This is a genomic window from Demequina sediminis (assembly GCF_030296675.1).
GTDB lineage: Bacteria > Actinomycetota > Actinomycetes > Actinomycetales > Demequinaceae > Demequina > Demequina sediminis.
This window is the reverse complement of record NZ_AP027736.1, coordinates 1-15,858: the sequence shown is the minus strand read 5'-3', so window position 1 is coordinate 15,858 and position 15,858 is coordinate 1. Positions and strand designations below refer to the sequence as shown.

Sequence of the window (15,858 nt, the reverse complement as noted above, 5' to 3'; positions counted from 1 at the left end):
TCCGGCTAGACCGCGCGCCGCTTGAGTTTGCGGCGCTCGCGCTCCGACAGCCCGCCCCAGATACCGAATCGCTCGTCGTTCTCCAGCGCGTAGTCGAGGCACTCTGAGCGCACGTCACACGACCCGCACACCTTCTTGGCCTCGCGCGTTGAGCCACCCTTTTCAGGGAAGAACGCCTCCGGGTCGGTCTGAGCGCACAGCGCGCGCTCTTGCCACCCCAGCGGTCCGTCATCATCGGTACCGCCGAAGATGTCCACCACCGACGCCAGTGTCGATGCCGGCTTGCCTGCGTCCGAGGGCACTGAGCCGTCGTAGATATTCCACACGGTCCCCACCTCCGATCGCGACGAGATGAAACCCGTCACAAGGAATTACAGCCGTGTAATCACCACGCGTCAAGTCGAGTGTGGCGTATCCCACGCAAGTGCCGACACGCGCGACCGGGCGTGTCGGCGCCACGGGGCGGCCCACGGGCCGCCCGACGCGGCCCGCGCCTCACCGCCGGCGCATCGTCCCCGCCCTAGAATGCGGCTACGACAAGCCCTGGGGGATGGATGACGGACACGAGCGTGCCGCAGGCTCGCCACGCGCGGCCGGGGCTCATGCAGCGCGTGATCTGGATTGCGACGCTCGTGATCGTCGCGGTGCTGGGATTCACGCTCGTGTACGGCAATACCGTGGTCGATCAGGTGGGCGGCGCCCTCAGCGCGAACTCGCAGGAGTTCGAGTCGCTCGTGGGCGAGCGGCCCGACCGGCCCGTCGACTCGGACGCTGGCGAGGCCGTCAACCTGCTGCTCATGGGCTCGGACGCGCGCGACGGCGCGAACGGCAACATCGACGGCGGCGGCGTCGTCGAGGGCATGCGCAACGACACGACGCTGCTCGTCCACATCTCCGCCGACCGCACGCGCGTCGAGGCAGTGTCCATCCCGCGCGATGCGCAGGTCGACATCCCCGAGTGTGCGTACCTCGACGGCGACACCGTCCCTGGCGGCTACGGCGACTTCAACACCGCCTTCGCGAATGGAGGACTGCGCGGCAACGCCGCGGAGGCGGCGGCGTGCTCGATCAAGACCGTCGAGCAACTGTCGGGCGTCTACATCGACCACTACGCGGTAGTCGACTTCACGGGCTTCGTTGGCATGGTCAACGCGCTCGGCGGCGTGCCGATGTGTATCCCCGAGCGGCTGGTCTCCGAGAAGGCACACCTCGACCTTGCGGCCGGGCCCCAGACGCTCGACGGCAAGACCGCCCTCGCGTACGCTCGGCTGCGCACAGCGGAGCAGGGCGGGGTCTCGGGCTCCGATCTCCAACGCATCACGCGACAGCAGCAGCTCCTCGAGCAGGTGGCGGCGACGGCGCTGTCGAAGAATCTGCTCACCGACGTGGGCGAACTCACCCACTTCCTGCGCGCCGCGGCGGAGTCGCTGACCATGGACCCGGGCCTCGCCGACACGTCCTATCTCCTGGGCCTCGCCTACAGCCTGCGCAACCTCGACCTCGGCGCGGTGCGCTTCGAGACCGTGCCGTGGGCGTACACCGAGGACCGGCTCAACGTCGAGATTCTGCCCGACGCGGAACAGATGTGGGACGATATCCGCAACGACCGACCCATCTCCGTCACGGTTGAGGGTGACTCGAGTTCGACGTGGGACGACGGCAAGAAGGACGAGCAGCCCTCCGAGCCGACCGCCTCCGCGACAGCAGAGCCCGCCGTCACCCCGTCCCCCGCCGGACCGGAGTCCCTGCTCGACGCGTGCCGCTGACGCGACGGAGGGAACGCGCGACGCCCCGCGTGCGTTGGGTCGCCAGTACCGACACGCGTGCGCGCGCACGCCGAGCCCAGGAGCATGTATGACCGTCGAGGTCACCGACCCTCGCAGCCGTCGCCGCCTGCGCCACGCCACCCGCATCCCGTCGCGTCGTGCGGTCGGCGCGGTGCTGGGCGTCCTCGCGGCGGCCGCCGGCTTCGGGCTCGTGTTCGTCGAGACCAGCCTCAACCGGATCGACAACAGCTTCACGACGCAGGACATCAGCGGCCTGCTGCCGTCGCACACCCCCGAGCCGGAGGCGACCCCGAGGATGCCTCGGCGGGCAAGGCGCTCAACATCCTGCTCATGGGGTCCGACACGCGCCTGGGCGAGAACTCGGACCTCAGCCACGACTCGGTCGACGGCATGCGCAACGACACCACGATCGTCATGCACGTCTCGGCCGACCGCTCGCGCGTCGAGATGGTGTCGATCCCGCGCGACTCGCGCGTCGCGATCTCCGACTGCCAGATGCTCGACGGCTCGACCGTGCGGGGGTGGACGGGCAAGTTCAACATCGCGTTCGCCAACGGCGGCCAGAACGGCAACGTCGCGGAGGCCGCGGCATGCGTCGCGACGACGCTGTACGACCTCACGGGCATCCTCATCGACCACTATGCCGTGGTCGACTTCTCCGGCTTCGTCAACATGGTCGACGCGCTCGACGGCGTGCCCATGTGTATCCCGAACGACGTCAGCTCCTCGAAGGCGAACCTCGACCTCGAGGCGGGCGCGCAGGTGCTCGACGGCACCACGGCGCTCGCGTGGGCCCGCGCCCGCACCGGCGAGGGACTGGGCGACGGCACCGACCTCATGCGCATCGAGCGCCAGCAGGAGTTGCTCACCAACATGGCGCGCAAGGCGCTGGGCCTCAACCTGCTCACGGACGCCACCAAGGGCACCGAGTTCATCACGGCCCTTGCGGAGTCGCTCACGATGGACCCCGAATTCGGCGACTCCCACTACCTGCTGGGACTCGCGTGGAGCCTGCGCAACTTCGACACCGCGAACCTCTACATGACGACGGTGCCGTGGGAGTATGCGGGCGACTCGAGCGGCGACGTGCTGTGGACCGAGCCCGATGCCGCCGAGATGTGGGCATCGCTCAAGGCCGACGAGACCATCAACCCCGCGCTGCTCGAGCCCACCACGGACCCCAGCGCCTCGCCCGACCCGTCGTCCTCGGCCGCACCGACCCCCACCGCCTCGGGTTCCGCGACGCCCTCGGTGTCGCCCAGCCCCGAGCGCGAGACCGAGGACGAGATTCTCGACAGCTGCGTGCTGCCGTAGCACGCGGCGCGCGGAGGCCGGTCATCGGGACGATGCCGCGGCCGGCTTCGCGTGCCAGACCTCCTGTGTCAGGCTTCCCGCGTCAAGCCCGGCGGAGCGCCTCGCCCTTCGCGTAGGCGACCTCGCGGAGCTCGTCCTGGAAGGCCTCCATGCGCGCGCGGATCCGCGCGGCCTCGTCGCCCTCTCCCGCACCCAGGATGCGCGCCGCCAGCAACCCGGCGTTGCGCGCTCCCCGATCGACACAGTGGCGACGGGCACGCCCGCCGGCATCTGGACGATCGACAGCAGCGAGTCCATACCGTCGAGGTGCTTCAGGGGCACGGGCACGCCGATCACCGGCAGCGTCGTCACGGACGCCAGCATGCCGGGAAGGTGGGCGGCGCCGCCCGCGCCGGCGATGATCACCGCGAGCCCGCGCGACTCGGCCTCACGGCCGTACGCGATCATCTGCTCGGGCATGCGGTGCGCGGACACCACGTCCTTCTCGTATCCGATGCCGAACTCGGCGAGCGCCTCGCCCGCCGCCTGCATCGTGGGCCAATCGGAGTCCGACCCCATGACCAACCCCACTCGAATCGCGCTCATGCGCCACCTCCGTCCCTCACGATAGCGGCGGCCGCGACGGCCCTCGCGTAGGCCTCCTCGCGGGTGCCAGCGGACACGTTCACGTGGCCGACCTTGCGCCCGGCCCGCACCCCTTGCCGTACAACTGGATCTTCGCCCCGGCATCGTCGACCTCCGCGAGAGCGCTCGCGAGCGCGATGCGCGCCCCGCCCAGCACGTTCGCCATGACGGTCCACGGCGCCGTGGGGGTGGTGTCTCCGAGCGGCAGGTCGAGCACGGCACGCAGGTGCTGCTCGAACTGGCTCGTGCGGGACCCGTCGATGGTCCAGTGACCCGAGTTGTGGGGCCGCATCGCGAGCTCGTTGATGAGGATGCGGTCGCCGGCGACGAACATCTCGACGGCCAGCACCCCGGTCACGTCGAGGCCGTGGGCGATCTCGGACGCGATCCTGGCGGCCTCGTCCGCGACGGCCCCGTGCAGGTCGGGGGCGGGAGCGATGACCTCGGAGCACACCCCGGCGCGCTGGATCGACTCGACCGTGGGCCACGCCCGCAGCTCGCCCGAGGGCCGGCGCGCCACGAGGACCGCGAGCTCGCGATCGAACGGCACCTTCTCCTCGATGAGCACGCGCGGGCCGCCGTCGGCCGCCGCGCGGAGCCAGTCGGTGGCCTCGCCGGGTGAGCCGATCACCCTCACTCCCTTGCCGTCGTAGCCACCGCGCGCGGTCTTGAGCACGCCCGCGCCGCCGTGGACGGCGAGGAAGGCCTCGACCTCGTCCTCGGTCTCGACATGCGCCCATGCGGGGTTGGGAAGCGCGAGCGCATCCATGCGGGCCCGCATCTCAATCTTGTCCTGCGCGTACAGCAGTGCGTGGAGACCCGGCCGCGCGGGCACGCCGGCGGCGGCCGCGGCGTCGAAGACCTCGGCCGGGATGTGCTCGTGCTCCCACGTGAGGGCGGCGGGGCGGGGGTGGGCCAACAGGCGGGCCACCGCGTCGGGGTCCGTGGGAAGGCCCACCACGGTCTCGTGAGCGGGCAACGCCGCGGCGGCCTCGCTGGACTCGACGAGGACGCGGAGGGTGATGCCGAGTGCGGTGGCGGGAGCGGCCATCATGCGCGCGAGTTGGCCTCCGCCGATGACGGCGACGATCGGGGTCATGGCACCAAACTACCGGGGGCTAGGCTCGTCACTCGTGACGGTGGTCGGATGGGTGCGCGCGCGGGTCGGTGAACTCACACGCTTCGGCATCGTCGGCGTGGCCGGGATCGTCGTCAACCTGGGTGTGTTCAACCTGTTGCGGCTGGGCCCGCTCGCCCCGGACGCGACCGTCGCGGGCGACGACGACCGCGTGGTGACGGCCAAGGTCATCGCGACCGCCGCGTCGATCCTGTTCGCGTGGGTGGCCCACCGCGAGTGGACGTACCGCGGGCGCGGCCGCCACCGCCCGGCCCGCGAACTCGTGCTCTTCGGCCTCGTCAACGGCGCCGCCCTGATCATCGAGGCGGGCACGGTCGCGCTGAGCCACCACGGCTGGGGACTCACGAGCCTGCTCGCGGACAACGTCGCCTCGCTCGTGGGCATCGCGCTCGGCACGATCGCGCGCTACGTCGGCTACAGCCTGTTCGTCTTCGAGGCGCCCGCCCCCGCGGTACTGGGGGACGATGCCGGGGCGGCGGACCCCCGCACCTCGCCCCGATAGCGGGTCACCGCCTGCGGCGGCGGCGCTCGGACTGCTGTGCGTGGGGGACGATCTCCTCGAGCTCGACCATGCGCGGGACCCCCTGCAGGAAGACCGCGAACGTGGCGGGCACGCGCTGAGCGAGCTCGAGCCTGCCGCCATCGGCGGTCACGAGGTCGCGCGCGAGCGCGAGACCGAGCCCCGTGCCGCGGCCCGAGGTCACCTCGCGCTCGAAGATGCGCGGCGCGATCGACTCGGGGACGCCCTCGCCCTCGTCCGTGACCTCGATCACGACCGCATGGTTCTGTCCCGACTCGCGCGCGGTGACGCGCGTGGTGCCGCCGCCGTGCTTGAGCGAGTTCTCAATGAGCGTCGCGAGCGCCTGGGCCAGGCCGCCCGGGGTCGCGAACACGGTCGCGTGTGTGGGCGCGATCACGAGTCGCCTGCCCGCCCCCGTGAACGCGGCGGCCCACTCGGCGCGCTGCTGCGCGAAGACCTCGTCGAGCTGCACGAGTTCCGTACCGGAGCCGAGCGCGCGTCGCGACCGGCCCAGGAGCTCGTCCACGACCCCCACCAGGCGTTCGACCTGCTCGAGAGAGCGGTCCGCCTCCTCGCGAACCTCGTCCTGCTGCGTGAGCGCGGAGATCTCCTCGAGCCGCATCGACAGCGCGGTGAGCGGCGTCCTGAGCTGATGCGAGGCATCGGCCGCGAACTGGCGTTCGGTGGCGAGCCGCGCTGCCATGCGGTCCGACGACCTGGCAAGCTCCTCGGCCACCAGGTCGATCTCCTCGATGCCCGTGCTCTCGAGGCGCGGGCGCACCTGACCCGACCCGATCTGCTCGGCGGAGGCGGCGAGGTACACGAGCGGGGCGGAGAGTCGATTGGCCTGCCAGATCGCCATCGCGGCGCCCGCGACAATCGCGACCGAGCCGCTCGCGAGCACCAGGCCCACGACGCGCGCGATCTGCCAGTACACGTCCCACGTCGACAGGTAGGCCAGCACCACGATCCCCGAGTCGGTCGCGTGGCTCTCCGAGTAGGCGGGCGAGGGCTCCTCGCCCGCGGTCAGCACCGTGCCGTCGGGCAGGCGCACGTAGATGTACTCGGGGGCGCCGGGGCGCTCGCTCACGAACGAGTCGACGTTGCTGGCCGTGATCGGCTCGCCCGAGAGGTAGCGCACCTCGAGAGAGCGGGCGGCGGTGCTCGCGCGCAGGTCGAGGTCGCGCAGGGCGTCGTCACGGATGATCTGGGCCGCGGCGACGGCGAGGGGAATGCCGAGCATGACCACCGCCACGGCCAGAGCGGAGAAGGTCGCGGCGAGGACGCGGCGGCGCACGGCTCCCCTTAGGTGCCCGTCTCGAAGCGGAAGCCCATCCCGCGCACCGTCGTGATGAAGTGCGGGTGAGCGGCGTCGTCGCCGAGCTTGCGGCGCAGCCACGACACGTGCATATCGAGGGTCTTGGACGGCGCACCGGGATCCGCCGACCACACCTCGCGCATGAGCGTGTCGCGCGAGACCACGGAGCCCGCGCTCGCGACGAGCACGTGCAGCAGGTCGAACTCCTTGCTGCTCAGCTGCAGCTCGACGCCGTCGAGGTACGCGCGGTGACCCGCGACATCGATGCGCACCCCCGCCGCCTCGAGGTCGGCGCCGGACTCCGAGCCGGTGCGACGGCGCAGCAGCGCGCGCACGCGCGCGAGCAGCTCGGCGAGCCGGAACGGCTTGGTGACGTAGTCGTCCGCGCCTGCATCCAGGCCCACGACCAGGTCGACCTCGTCGGCGCGCGCAGTGAGCATGAGGATGGGCACCTGCAGGCCCTTCTCGCGGATGCGCCGCGCGACATCGACGCCGTCGATGTCGGGAAGACCGAGGTCAAGGATGACAAGGTCCGCGTCGTCTGATCCTTCGACGCCACCCATGCCCGTCCCATGCCACTCGACGTCGTACCCCTCCCGGCCCAAAGCACGGGTCAAGGGTTCTGAAATGGTCGGGTCATCTTCGACCAAAACAATTCGCGTCATGACGACACCCTACCCGCGCCCCGCGACATTGCAATGACCCACAGGGACGCGCGTGCCCCAGCGCGGATACGCTGGGTGGCCGTGACGAGACATGCCTCCTCCCTGGCGTCCACGCCCTCCCGGCCAGGGCACCCCTCGCGAGGCGCGGTGGCCCTCGTCACCGCACCCGAGCGGATCGTCCTCGTGCTCGTGGCGCTGTCGCTGTCCGCCGGCGGGTGGGTCAGCGTCGGCCTGTTCTCGCCCTGGACCGTGCTGCCGACCGCCGCGGTCATCGCGGCGCTCGCCTGGCGCATCGTCCCGCGCCCCACGCGCGTCGCGGCGGCGGACAGGGCCGGCGCGATCGTGGCGCTCGCGGGGGCCGGCGTGTGGGCGGTGGTCAACGCCGTGCTCGCGGCCGAGTACCTCATCGTCGTGCGGGATCCGGGCTTCCTCACGCTGACCGGGCTGTGGTTGGTCGACCACCCCCACGCCGACATCCCGAGCCTGGGGGCGATCGAGGCGGCCGAGGTCGACCCGACCGTGCTCGCGGACGCGTCCCAGGCCTGGAACCTGCGCGGCGACGCGATTCAGCCGCAGGGCGCGCGCCTGCTGTCCGCCGTCATCGCGGTGGGCGGGTGGATCGCGGGCGACCGTGGAGTGCTGGTCTTCAACCTGCTGATCGGGGCCGTCGGGATCCTGGTGGTGTACGCGCTCGCACGCCGCATGCTGGGCCCGCTCGCGTCGCTCGCCCCCGCCGCGGCCGTCGCGCTGTCCGTCGCGCATATCGGCCTGTCCCGCTCCGCGTACACCGAGCCTCTCACCCTCGTGCTCGCGCTGTCGGCCGCGCTGTGGCTCTGGCGAGGCGTGGAGGAGGGACGAGCCGGACCGCTCGTCCTGGGAGCGGCCGCCGGCGGCGCGACATCGTTCATCCGCATCGACGGCGCCGCCTTCGCGATCGGGCTACTCGGCGCCGCCGTGCTTGCGCTCGCGCTGTCGGACCTGCCGCGCGCGCGCCGTGCGGGGCTCGGGCTCCTCGTGATCGGGGTGCAGGCGGCGATCCTGCTCGCGGGCTACGCCGCGCTGTGGCGATGGAGCGAGGGCTATGCGGAGCGCCTGGGGGACCAGGCCCGCACGCTGACCCTGGGCTACGCCGTGGCGGCCGCGGTGCTCGCGGTGTGGGTGCTGACGTGGCTCGCGGGTGGCGAGCGCCTCGCGACGGGCGTGAGGACGATGCTGGGACGGCGGGGCGCGGTCGCGGCGGGTGTCGCGGTGTCGGGCCTCCTCGCCGTGCTCGCGTCGCGGCCCCTGTGGTGGGTGTCGCACCGCAGCACGGACGACCCGGTCGACCAGTTCACCAGCTCGGTGGTGGAGTCCTTCCAGCGCGCCCAGGGACTCGAGGTCGATCCCACGCGCACCTACGCGGAGCACACGGTCGCATGGGTGAGCTACTACCTCACCTGGCCGATCGTGATCCTCGGCATCCTGGGCCTCGGCCTCGCCACCGTGTGGATGCTGCGCGGACGTCCCGCGTGGGCGCTTCTCCTGGGTGCCGTGTTGCCCACGTCGCTCCTGTACTTCTGGAACCCCGAGGTGGTCCCCGACCAACTGTGGGCCTTCCGTCGCTTCGAGGCGGTCACTCTTCCCGGCTTCGCGATCGCGGCCGCCGTCGCCGCATGGTGGCTCGCCGGCCGGCTCGCGACCGCCGAGGCGCGCCTGCGTGCGAGGCGCATCGCGGCAGGGGCCTTCGTGGTCCTGCCGCTCACGACGTGGCTGTCGGTGGACCTCGGGGACGACCTTCCCGTGTCGGGCGCGACACCCGTGTTCGTGAGGGAGATGAGCGGTGCGTACGACCAGATCACCTCGCTGTGCGAGGTGGCGCCCGACCGCCCCATCGTGCTCGCGGGGACCTCGTCTCACTTCGGATCGCTGAGGGTGATGTGCGACGAGCCCACGGTGCTCGCGCTCGCCGAGCTCGAACCGGACGAGCTCGCGACCCTCGCGCAGTCATGGGACACCGCGCCCGTGGTGCTCACGCGCAATCCCGAGTGGTTCGACTGGTCGACGGATCCCGAGGCGGTCGTCGAGTCGCGCGTGCGCCAGGCGAGCTACACGCTGCAGGCGATCCCGCGCACCTACTTCGATCGCGACTACACGTGGTACGCCGGGATCGTCGGCAGCGATGGCGTGCTCGATCCCGTCGCGCCCGCCGCCGATGTCACCAGCCCCTGATGTGACACCCGCCGTCCCCCATCATCGGCTCGTCCCTCGCGTCACGGCCGCCGCGTGCGATGACATCGGAGCATGCGCGTCACGGTGGAGGGGTCGGAGACGTCGACGTGGACCCCGGCACGGCCCTCGCCAAGATTCTCGACGCGGTGCGCGCTCCCGCCGCCGTGTGGTGCGGTGGCACGCGGCTCGACGCGGGCCACGCGGCGGGACGCTCCCCGCTCGTGCATGCCGCGCTGCTGACGACCTCACCCGGTCTGCCGTCGCAGCAGCCGCTCGGGCCACACCTCGAGGTCGTCGCGGGGCCGGACGCCGGCGGGCTGGTCGCGGTGGGCCGCGACACGCTCGTGGTCGGTCGCGACGGCACCGGGGTGGGCTTCGCCTTCGACGACCCCGCGATGAGCGCGCGTCACTTTGCGGTGGACGGGGCCGGCAGGGCGCGCGACCTCGGGTCGACGAACGGCACGACGCTGGTGCGCCGGGGACGCCCCCGCCGCGTGGGGAGGTGGCCGCGCGCCCTGCGCGACGGTGACGTCCTCCTGGCCGGCGGCTCGGTGCTGCGCTGGCGCGCGACGGGTCGCGCCGCCGCCGAACCGGCGGGGAAGGCGGAGTACTCGGACGCGCCCACGCGATCCGCTCCCCCGTCCCGGCCGGGCCTGGCGTGGCTCGGGGGCGTCGGCGGCACCGCGGGCGGACTCGCGCTCGCCGCCTCAACCGGCCGCTGGCAACTGGCCGCCGTGGCACTCGCGATGCCGGCGGCGATGGGCGTCGCGGCGCTCGTGGCGGGCCGGCGCAACCGGGCGGCACGCGAGGGTCCTCCGAACGACGGACTGGTCGACCTCGCCGGACTGCCCCTACCGATCGCGATCCGGGGCGAGGCGGAGGCGGCCCGCGCGGCCGCACGGGCCGTCGCCCTCGCGCGCGGAGCCCTCCCTGGCAAGCTCGAGGAGCCGTGGATGCGCTGGCTCGAACGCGCGCTCGCCCCTGGCGCGATCGTGCTGCTCGACCGCTCGTCCGCCGCGCCGAGCGATGCCGCGACGGTGCTCGACGTCGACCGCGCGACGGTCGAGATCCATGGCCGTGCGGGCCCGTGGCGGCCCGCGCTGGTGAGCGCGACCGCGGCCGATGCGGCGGGGCGCCGCCTCGCATCGTCGCGCGAGCCCGACCTTCCCGCCTCCGTGCGCTGGGCGGACCTACGCGCCGCAGCACCGACCCGCGCTCCCGGCGAGGGCCCGCGGCGGCTGCTCGCCGCCCTCGGGACGTCCGGCACAGGAACCGTCACGCTCGACCTGGACCGCGATGGCCCCCACGTACTCGTGGCGGGGACCACCGGGTCGGGCAAGTCGATCCTCCTCGAGACGCTGGTGGCCGCTCTCGCGCATGCGCACGGGCCCCAGGACCTGGGAGTCGGACTCATCGACCTCAAGGGCGGAGCGGGGCTCGCGGCGCTGCGCGACCTACCGCATGCGCGCGGGCTCCTCACGGACCTTGCCCCGACTCACGCCCGACGCGCCCTGCTGGGCATCGCGCACGAGCTGCGTTCACGCAAGGGCGCGCTCGCGGAGCGCGGGCTCACTTCGTGGGCACAGTGGGAGGCGCGCGGGCGCGAGGCGGACCGCGCCCCCGCGCGCCTGGTGGTCGTGGTCGACGAGTTCCAGGAGCTGGGAGCGATCGACCCTGGCTTTGTCCCCGAGCTCGCGCGGCTCGCGGCGCAGGGCCGATCCCTGGGCATGCACCTGATCCTCGCGACACAACGACCTGCGGGCGCGGTGACCCCGGAGATCCGCGCAAACGTGTCGACCGTGATCGCCCTCCGGACGGCCACCGCCGGCGAATCGCAGGACCTCATCGGCGACAGGTCCGCGGCGGACTTGCCGGTGGGCGCGCCGGGGCGCGCGATCGTCGCGACGGCGGCGGGCAGGGAGACGATGCAGGCGGCGCTCCCCGTCGCGCGGCCGCGCGGCGCCGTGCGCATCGTGAGCGAGCCCGGCCCGGCGGGCGTCAGCCTGGCGACTGCTGCCGCCGCACGCTGGGAGGGCGCCCCTGCCGTCGAGCCTCTCTGGCTTCCACCGCTGACCAGCGATGCCGAGCCGCGCGCGGGCGCGCTCGGCTGGGTCGACCTCCCCGAGGCCAGGACGCGCATGCCCCTGCGCTGGGACACGACCGCGGGGCCGTGCGTCGTCGTCGGGCCGCGCGGCTCGGGGCGATCGTCGATCCTCGGCGCCATCGCGTCCACCACGCCGCAATGCGTCGCGCTGCCGGAGGACCCTCGCGAGGCGGCCAGGACGCTCGACCTCGCGGTCCGCCACGGCGTGGCATTGATCGTCGACGACGTCGAGCGCACGGTGGCCGGCCTCGACCCGATCCTGCGCGGCGCGGAGCAGGCCCTCGAGGACGTCGCGCGGCGCGTTCCCGTCGCCGTCGCGTGCGGTCCGGGCTGGGGCGCGCGGTGGTCAGGCCGCGCGGGCCTCAGGATCGTCCTCTCGGGCCTGGACCCGATCGAACAGACCCTGTGGGGAGTGCCACCGTCGCTCACGCGGCTCGCGCGCGAGCCGGGGCGAGGGGTCGCGATCGGCGTCGACGGCACGGGAGAGTGCCTCGTCACCCGCCGAGAAAGGGGGCAGGATGGGCATGGCCGACGCCTGGTCGTCCCGCTCGTGTGCCCGCCCGATCTCGCACCCGATGCGGTGGGGGTCGTGGGAGACGCGGCGCGGCCGCTCGTGGTGACCGATACCCCCGTGGCCGTCGTGGGCCCCGCCGGACCGGCGCGCGCGGAGGCGATCGCGGTGCTCTCCGCGGCGGGAGTCTCCTGCCACGCCGTCACTCGCCTCGAGCACGGGGACTCGACCGGCCGTGTCGAGATCGTGGTCGAACCCAGTCCCGCGCACCTGGCGACGCTGGGGCTGCGTGCCTTTCCCGGGCTCGTCGACGCCGCGCCGCCGCGCGGGAGGGTCGTGGTGCGCCGGGGCGGGATCCTCGAGGCCGCTCAGCTGCGCTCGCCTGAATAGCGGGCGGGGCCCTCGTGAGCCGCGCTCAGCCCGCGGGACGCAGCGCGTCGCGGCCCGCGACGACCACGGCGACGCCGACGGCGATACCGAGGATCGCGGCGACGGAACCGATGAGCGGCTGCGTCCCCGCAACGGTCACCCCCGCGAAGGTGAGCAGCACCTGCCACGTCACGGCGGCGGACACCGCCCACCGCGCGCCGCGCGCGAGGCCACGAGCCACGGGCACAAGCGTCATCGCGACGATCCCGGCAAACGCGGCGAGGCCCGCGGTGAACTCCGGCTCGGGCGACGAGAAGGCGTAGATCGCGTAGGCGACGGCCGCGACACCGAGCAATCCCGCCTCGAAACCGAGCCCCGAGGCGGCCGCTCGCGACCACCCGCGAGACCGGGACGTGGGGCCGTGGTGGGGCTCCGTCATCCGTGGCCTCGGCACGTTGTGAGAGAACCCACAGGAAACACCTCTTGAAACATGTTCGTTACTTATGCGAATCTTAAGGAAGTCGAACGTGATGGCGCGACGAATCCCACCACCCTTTGGGCCTCGTCGCGCCATGCTACCCCCAAGGAGACCCCATGGATTGGCGCAACCGCGCAGCGTGCCTCGAAGTCGACGACCCCGAGCTGTTCTTCCCGGTCGGCAACACCGGACCCGCCCTCGTGCAGATCGAGAAGGCGAAGTCGGTGTGCCAGCGGTGCGAGGTGCGCGACACCTGTCTGCAGTGGTCGATGGAGCACAACCAGGACTCGGGCGTCTGGGGCGGCCTCTCGGAGGACGAGCGTCGTTCTCTCAAGCGTCGCGCCGCGCGCGCACGCCGCGCCGCCAAGTAAGCAGGCCTCGGGCCACCACACCCGTCGCGTCAGCCCCGCCCGGTTCGCCGGTGCGGGGCTGACGCCTTTCTCCGTCCGCTACAGGCGCGGGTCGGAGGCTCGCTCCTCGACACGCACGCGCAGGTCGACCACCGAGCCGTCCTCGATCTTGCGCCACTCGATCGACCCCGAGAGTTCGTTCTGCACGAGCGTGCGCACGATCTGCGACCCGAGGCCGGTGGGGTCCCCCTCGATCCCCACGCCGTCATCGGCGATCTGCACGTGCAGCGCATGTCCGTCCCGCTGCGCCGTGACCGTGATCGTGCCGCGCGCACGGCCCTCGAAGCCATGCTCGACCGCGTTCGTCACCAGCTCCGTGATGACGAGCGCGAGGGACGATGCGTACTGCGCGGGGATCAGCCCGAACTCGCCCGTGTTGAGGATCCTCACCTGCGTGTCGGGCGAGGCGACGTCGGCCGCCATCCGGATCGACCGCGACACCAACTCGTCGAAGTTGACGAGCTCATCGAGCGTGCCCGACAGGGTCTCGTGCACGAGCGCGATCGTGGCAACGCGCCTCATGGCCTCCGCGAGCGCCTCCTTGGCCTCCGGCGCCTCGACGCGACGGGACTGCAGCCTCAGCAGGGCCGCGACGGTCTGGAGGTTGTTCTTGACGCGGTGATGGATCTCGCGGATCGTCGCATCCTTGGTGATGAGCTCGCGCTCTCGCCGACGCAGGTCGGAGACGTCCCGGCACAACAGCACCGCGCCCACCCTGCTGCCGTGCTCGGTCACCGGAATCGCGCGCAGCGACAGGCACGCGCCGTTGGCCTCGAGGTCCGTGCGCCACGCGGCGCGACCCGCGACCACCATCGCCAGCGTCTCGTCGACCACGCCCTGGTCCTCGAGGAGCTCGCTCGTGACGCGAGGAAGGGACTTGTTCATGAGCGAGCCGTGCACGCCCAGGCGGTGGAAGCACGACAGCGCGTTGGGCGACGCGTAGGTGACGTGGCCCACCGCGTCGAGGCGCAGCACGCCGTCCCCGACGCGCGGCGCGCCGCGGCGCGGACCCGTGATGGACGTGTGCAGCGGGAACTCACCGCGCGTCACCATCCGCAGCAGATCGTCCGCCGCGCCCTTGTAGTTGAGCTCGAGGCGGCTCGACGAGCGCGACACCGCCTGCGACACCTCTCGCGTGATCACCGCGATCGCGCGCCCGTTCATGACCACCGGCAGCGCGTCCTCGCGCACCGCGTAGGTCTCGTCCCATCGCGGCTCACGCGACGCGACAATCCCGCCCTCCTCGAGGGCCCTGCGCAGGTGAGCCACCCTGCCGCCCGGCGCCAAGGTGCCCACGACATCGTCCAAATGCACCGTGGGACCCGTGGACGGCCGGCACTGGGCGACGGCGACAAATCCCTCGTCGACCGCGCGCCACAGCACGAGATCGGCGAACGACAGATCCGCGATGATCTGCCAGTCGGACACCAGCAATGCGAGCCAGTCGGCCTCCGCATCCGTGATGGGGCCTAGTTCTTCGATCGTCTCGCGCAGGGTTGCCACGCCACTAGCGTAGGGCGGTCGCCGCCTCGCGCTAGCCTGGGCCCAGGGGGTTCCACCGGTGAAGATCACACACAGGCACGATTTCGAGGCCACGCTCACGGACGTCTCGTCCATGCTCACGGATCCGGCATTCGCTCGCGAGCGAGCGGCCGCGCTCGGCACCGAGGCGCAAGAGGTCGACATCGACGCGCGCGAGGACGGCACCGAGACAGTGGTGTTGCGTGCGCGCGTCCCCGCGACATCGATTCCCGCCGAGTTCCGGTCCTTCCTGGGACGGGACCTCACCGTCACCTACACCGAGGTCTGGGAGCCGCTCACCGATGCGGATCGCGTGGGCACCTTCGCCGTCGAGATCGCCGGCGCGCCGGGCCACGTCTCGGGGGCGATCGGGATCACCGCACGCGGCGCCGCGACGGAGCTGCTCGCGACGGGTGACGTGATCGCCAACGTCCCCCTCGTGGGCCCCATGATCGAGCGCGCGGTGGCCGGCGCCGTCGAGCGCGCGTTCACGGACCAGCTGAGCGTCGCGGACTCTGGCTGACTCGATGACCCGTGCCGCCCAGCTCGCCCTGGTGTTCGCGGGCGGGGCGCTCGGGGGGCGGCGCATCGGCGTCATGGAGGCGTTCCCCTCGACCGCCGGCCCGGTGCCATGGGACCTGCTCGCGGTCAACGCGCTCGGCGCGCTCGCACTGGGCTTCGTGGTGGCCCGCACGCAGGCGCGGGCCGTGGCGGGCGTTTCCCGCGATCGGCCCGGGCTTCCTGGGCGGCCGACCTTCTCGGCCTTCGCGGCCCTGCGCTGGTCGACAAGCGCACGTCCCTCCCTGGCGCTCGCGGTGCTCGTCGCGACCATCGCGACCGGGATCGCAGCGGCCGCGCTCGGCTGGTGGGCAGGGGACAAGCCACCGACCC

The 15,858-nt window shown here is 72.4% G+C and carries 13 protein-coding genes and 1 pseudogene; 7 read left to right on the top strand and 7 right to left on the bottom strand.

Annotated elements, in window-relative coordinates:
- Window positions 1–5 precede the first annotated feature (5 nt).
- Window positions 6–269, bottom strand: a complete 264-nt coding sequence (locus tag QUE44_RS00070; protein ID WP_425558031.1) for a WhiB family transcriptional regulator — start codon at window positions 267–269, stop codon at window positions 6–8.
- A gap of 285 nt (window positions 270–554) precedes the next feature.
- Between QUE44_RS00070 and QUE44_RS00065 the strand changes: the two genes are divergently transcribed.
- Together QUE44_RS00065 and QUE44_RS00060 are read left to right on the top strand one after the other, a co-directional pair.
- Window positions 555–1,766 carry an LCP family protein gene (locus QUE44_RS00065; RefSeq protein WP_286215203.1) on the top strand — a complete coding sequence of 404 codons (1,212 nt, stop codon included), beginning with the start codon at window positions 555–557 and terminating at the stop codon, window positions 1,764–1,766.
- An 84-nt stretch (window positions 1,767–1,850) separates the two neighbouring features.
- Window positions 1,851–3,101: an LCP family protein gene (locus QUE44_RS00060; protein ID WP_491375250.1), complete on the top strand. Its 1,251-nt coding sequence runs from the start codon at window positions 1,851–1,853 to the stop codon at window positions 3,099–3,101.
- An 82-nt stretch (window positions 3,102–3,183) separates the two neighbouring features.
- On the opposite strand, the pseudogene purE reads toward QUE44_RS00060, so the two are convergent.
- Window positions 3,184–3,686, bottom strand: a pseudogene (gene purE / locus QUE44_RS00055) (5-(carboxyamino)imidazole ribonucleotide mutase).
- Between the two features lie 79 nt (window positions 3,687–3,765).
- Window positions 3,766–4,824, bottom strand: a complete 1,059-nt coding sequence (locus QUE44_RS00050) for a 5-(carboxyamino)imidazole ribonucleotide synthase (protein ID WP_350226853.1) — start codon at window positions 4,822–4,824, stop codon at window positions 3,766–3,768.
- Here QUE44_RS00050 and QUE44_RS00045 point away from each other — a divergent pair.
- Window positions 4,823–5,365, top strand: a complete 543-nt coding sequence (locus tag QUE44_RS00045) for a GtrA family protein (protein ID WP_286215199.1) — start codon at window positions 4,823–4,825, stop codon at window positions 5,363–5,365. The two genes, QUE44_RS00050 and QUE44_RS00045, sit on opposite strands and share 2 nt — an antisense overlap.
- Before the next feature lie 4 nt (window positions 5,366–5,369).
- On the opposite strand, the gene QUE44_RS00040 is transcribed toward QUE44_RS00045, so the two are convergent.
- Complete coding sequence (locus QUE44_RS00040) at window positions 5,370–6,680, bottom strand: ATP-binding protein (RefSeq protein WP_286215196.1); 1,311 nt, start codon at window positions 6,678–6,680, stop codon at window positions 5,370–5,372.
- An 8-nt stretch (window positions 6,681–6,688) separates the two neighbouring features.
- Complete coding sequence (locus QUE44_RS00035; RefSeq protein WP_286215195.1) at window positions 6,689–7,366, bottom strand: response regulator transcription factor; 678 nt, start codon at window positions 7,364–7,366, stop codon at window positions 6,689–6,691.
- Window positions 7,367–7,513: 147 nt separating this feature from the next.
- Here QUE44_RS00035 and QUE44_RS00030 point away from each other — a divergent pair, with 147 nt between their 5' ends.
- Both QUE44_RS00030 and QUE44_RS00025 read left to right on the top strand, forming a co-directional pair.
- Window positions 7,514–9,574, top strand: coding sequence for a glycosyltransferase family 39 protein (locus QUE44_RS00030; RefSeq protein ID WP_286215194.1), 2,061 nt, complete (start codon window positions 7,514–7,516; stop codon window positions 9,572–9,574).
- A gap of 59 nt (window positions 9,575–9,633) precedes the next feature.
- Complete coding sequence (locus QUE44_RS00025; RefSeq protein WP_286215261.1) at window positions 9,634–12,579, top strand: FtsK/SpoIIIE domain-containing protein; 2,946 nt, start codon at window positions 9,634–9,636, stop codon at window positions 12,577–12,579.
- Window positions 12,580–12,604: 25 nt separating this feature from the next.
- Here the strand turns inward: QUE44_RS00025 and QUE44_RS00020 are convergent, their stop codons facing one another.
- On the bottom strand, window positions 12,605–12,997 hold the full coding sequence (locus QUE44_RS00020; RefSeq protein WP_286215192.1) for a hypothetical protein: 393 nt from the start codon (window positions 12,995–12,997) through the stop codon (window positions 12,605–12,607).
- A gap of 155 nt (window positions 12,998–13,152) precedes the next feature.
- Here QUE44_RS00020 and QUE44_RS00015 point away from each other — a divergent pair, with 155 nt between their 5' ends.
- Window positions 13,153–13,407 (top strand): WhiB family transcriptional regulator, encoded by a 255-nt coding sequence (locus tag QUE44_RS00015; protein ID WP_286215191.1) that lies wholly within the window; start codon window positions 13,153–13,155, stop codon window positions 13,405–13,407.
- Window positions 13,408–13,485: 78 nt separating this feature from the next.
- On the opposite strand, the gene QUE44_RS00010 is transcribed toward QUE44_RS00015, so the two are convergent.
- Window positions 13,486–14,949 (bottom strand): sensor histidine kinase, encoded by a 1,464-nt coding sequence (locus QUE44_RS00010; RefSeq protein ID WP_286215190.1) that lies wholly within the window; start codon window positions 14,947–14,949, stop codon window positions 13,486–13,488.
- A 58-nt stretch (window positions 14,950–15,007) separates the two neighbouring features.
- Between QUE44_RS00010 and QUE44_RS00005 the strand changes: the two genes are divergently transcribed.
- Window positions 15,008–15,490: a DUF2505 domain-containing protein gene (locus tag QUE44_RS00005; RefSeq protein ID WP_286215260.1), complete on the top strand. Its 483-nt coding sequence runs from the start codon at window positions 15,008–15,010 to the stop codon at window positions 15,488–15,490.
- Window positions 15,491–15,858 lie beyond the last annotated feature (368 nt).

What these genes read in the sequence shown, in the direction of transcription:
- QUE44_RS00050 (WP_350226853.1), bottom strand. Translation starts at nt 4,824, where the DNA reads ATGACCCCGATCGTCGCCGTCATCGGCGGAGGCCAACTCGCGCGCATG.
- QUE44_RS00025 (WP_286215261.1), top strand. Translation starts at nt 9,634, where the DNA reads ATGACATCGGAGCATGCGCGTCACGGTGGAGGGGTCGGAGACGTCGAC.
- QUE44_RS00020 (WP_286215192.1), bottom strand. Translation starts at nt 12,997, where the DNA reads ATGACGGAGCCCCACCACGGCCCCACGTCCCGGTCTCGCGGGTGGTCG.
- QUE44_RS00060 (WP_491375250.1), top strand. Translation starts at nt 1,851, where the DNA reads ATGTATGACCGTCGAGGTCACCGACCCTCGCAGCCGTCGCCGCCTGCG.
- QUE44_RS00065 (WP_286215203.1), top strand. Translation starts at nt 555, where the DNA reads ATGACGGACACGAGCGTGCCGCAGGCTCGCCACGCGCGGCCGGGGCTC.
- QUE44_RS00015 (WP_286215191.1), top strand. Translation starts at nt 13,153, where the DNA reads ATGGATTGGCGCAACCGCGCAGCGTGCCTCGAAGTCGACGACCCCGAG.
- QUE44_RS00045 (WP_286215199.1), top strand. Translation starts at nt 4,823, where the DNA reads ATGGCACCAAACTACCGGGGGCTAGGCTCGTCACTCGTGACGGTGGTC.
- QUE44_RS00035 (WP_286215195.1), bottom strand. Translation starts at nt 7,366, where the DNA reads ATGACGCGAATTGTTTTGGTCGAAGATGACCCGACCATTTCAGAACCC.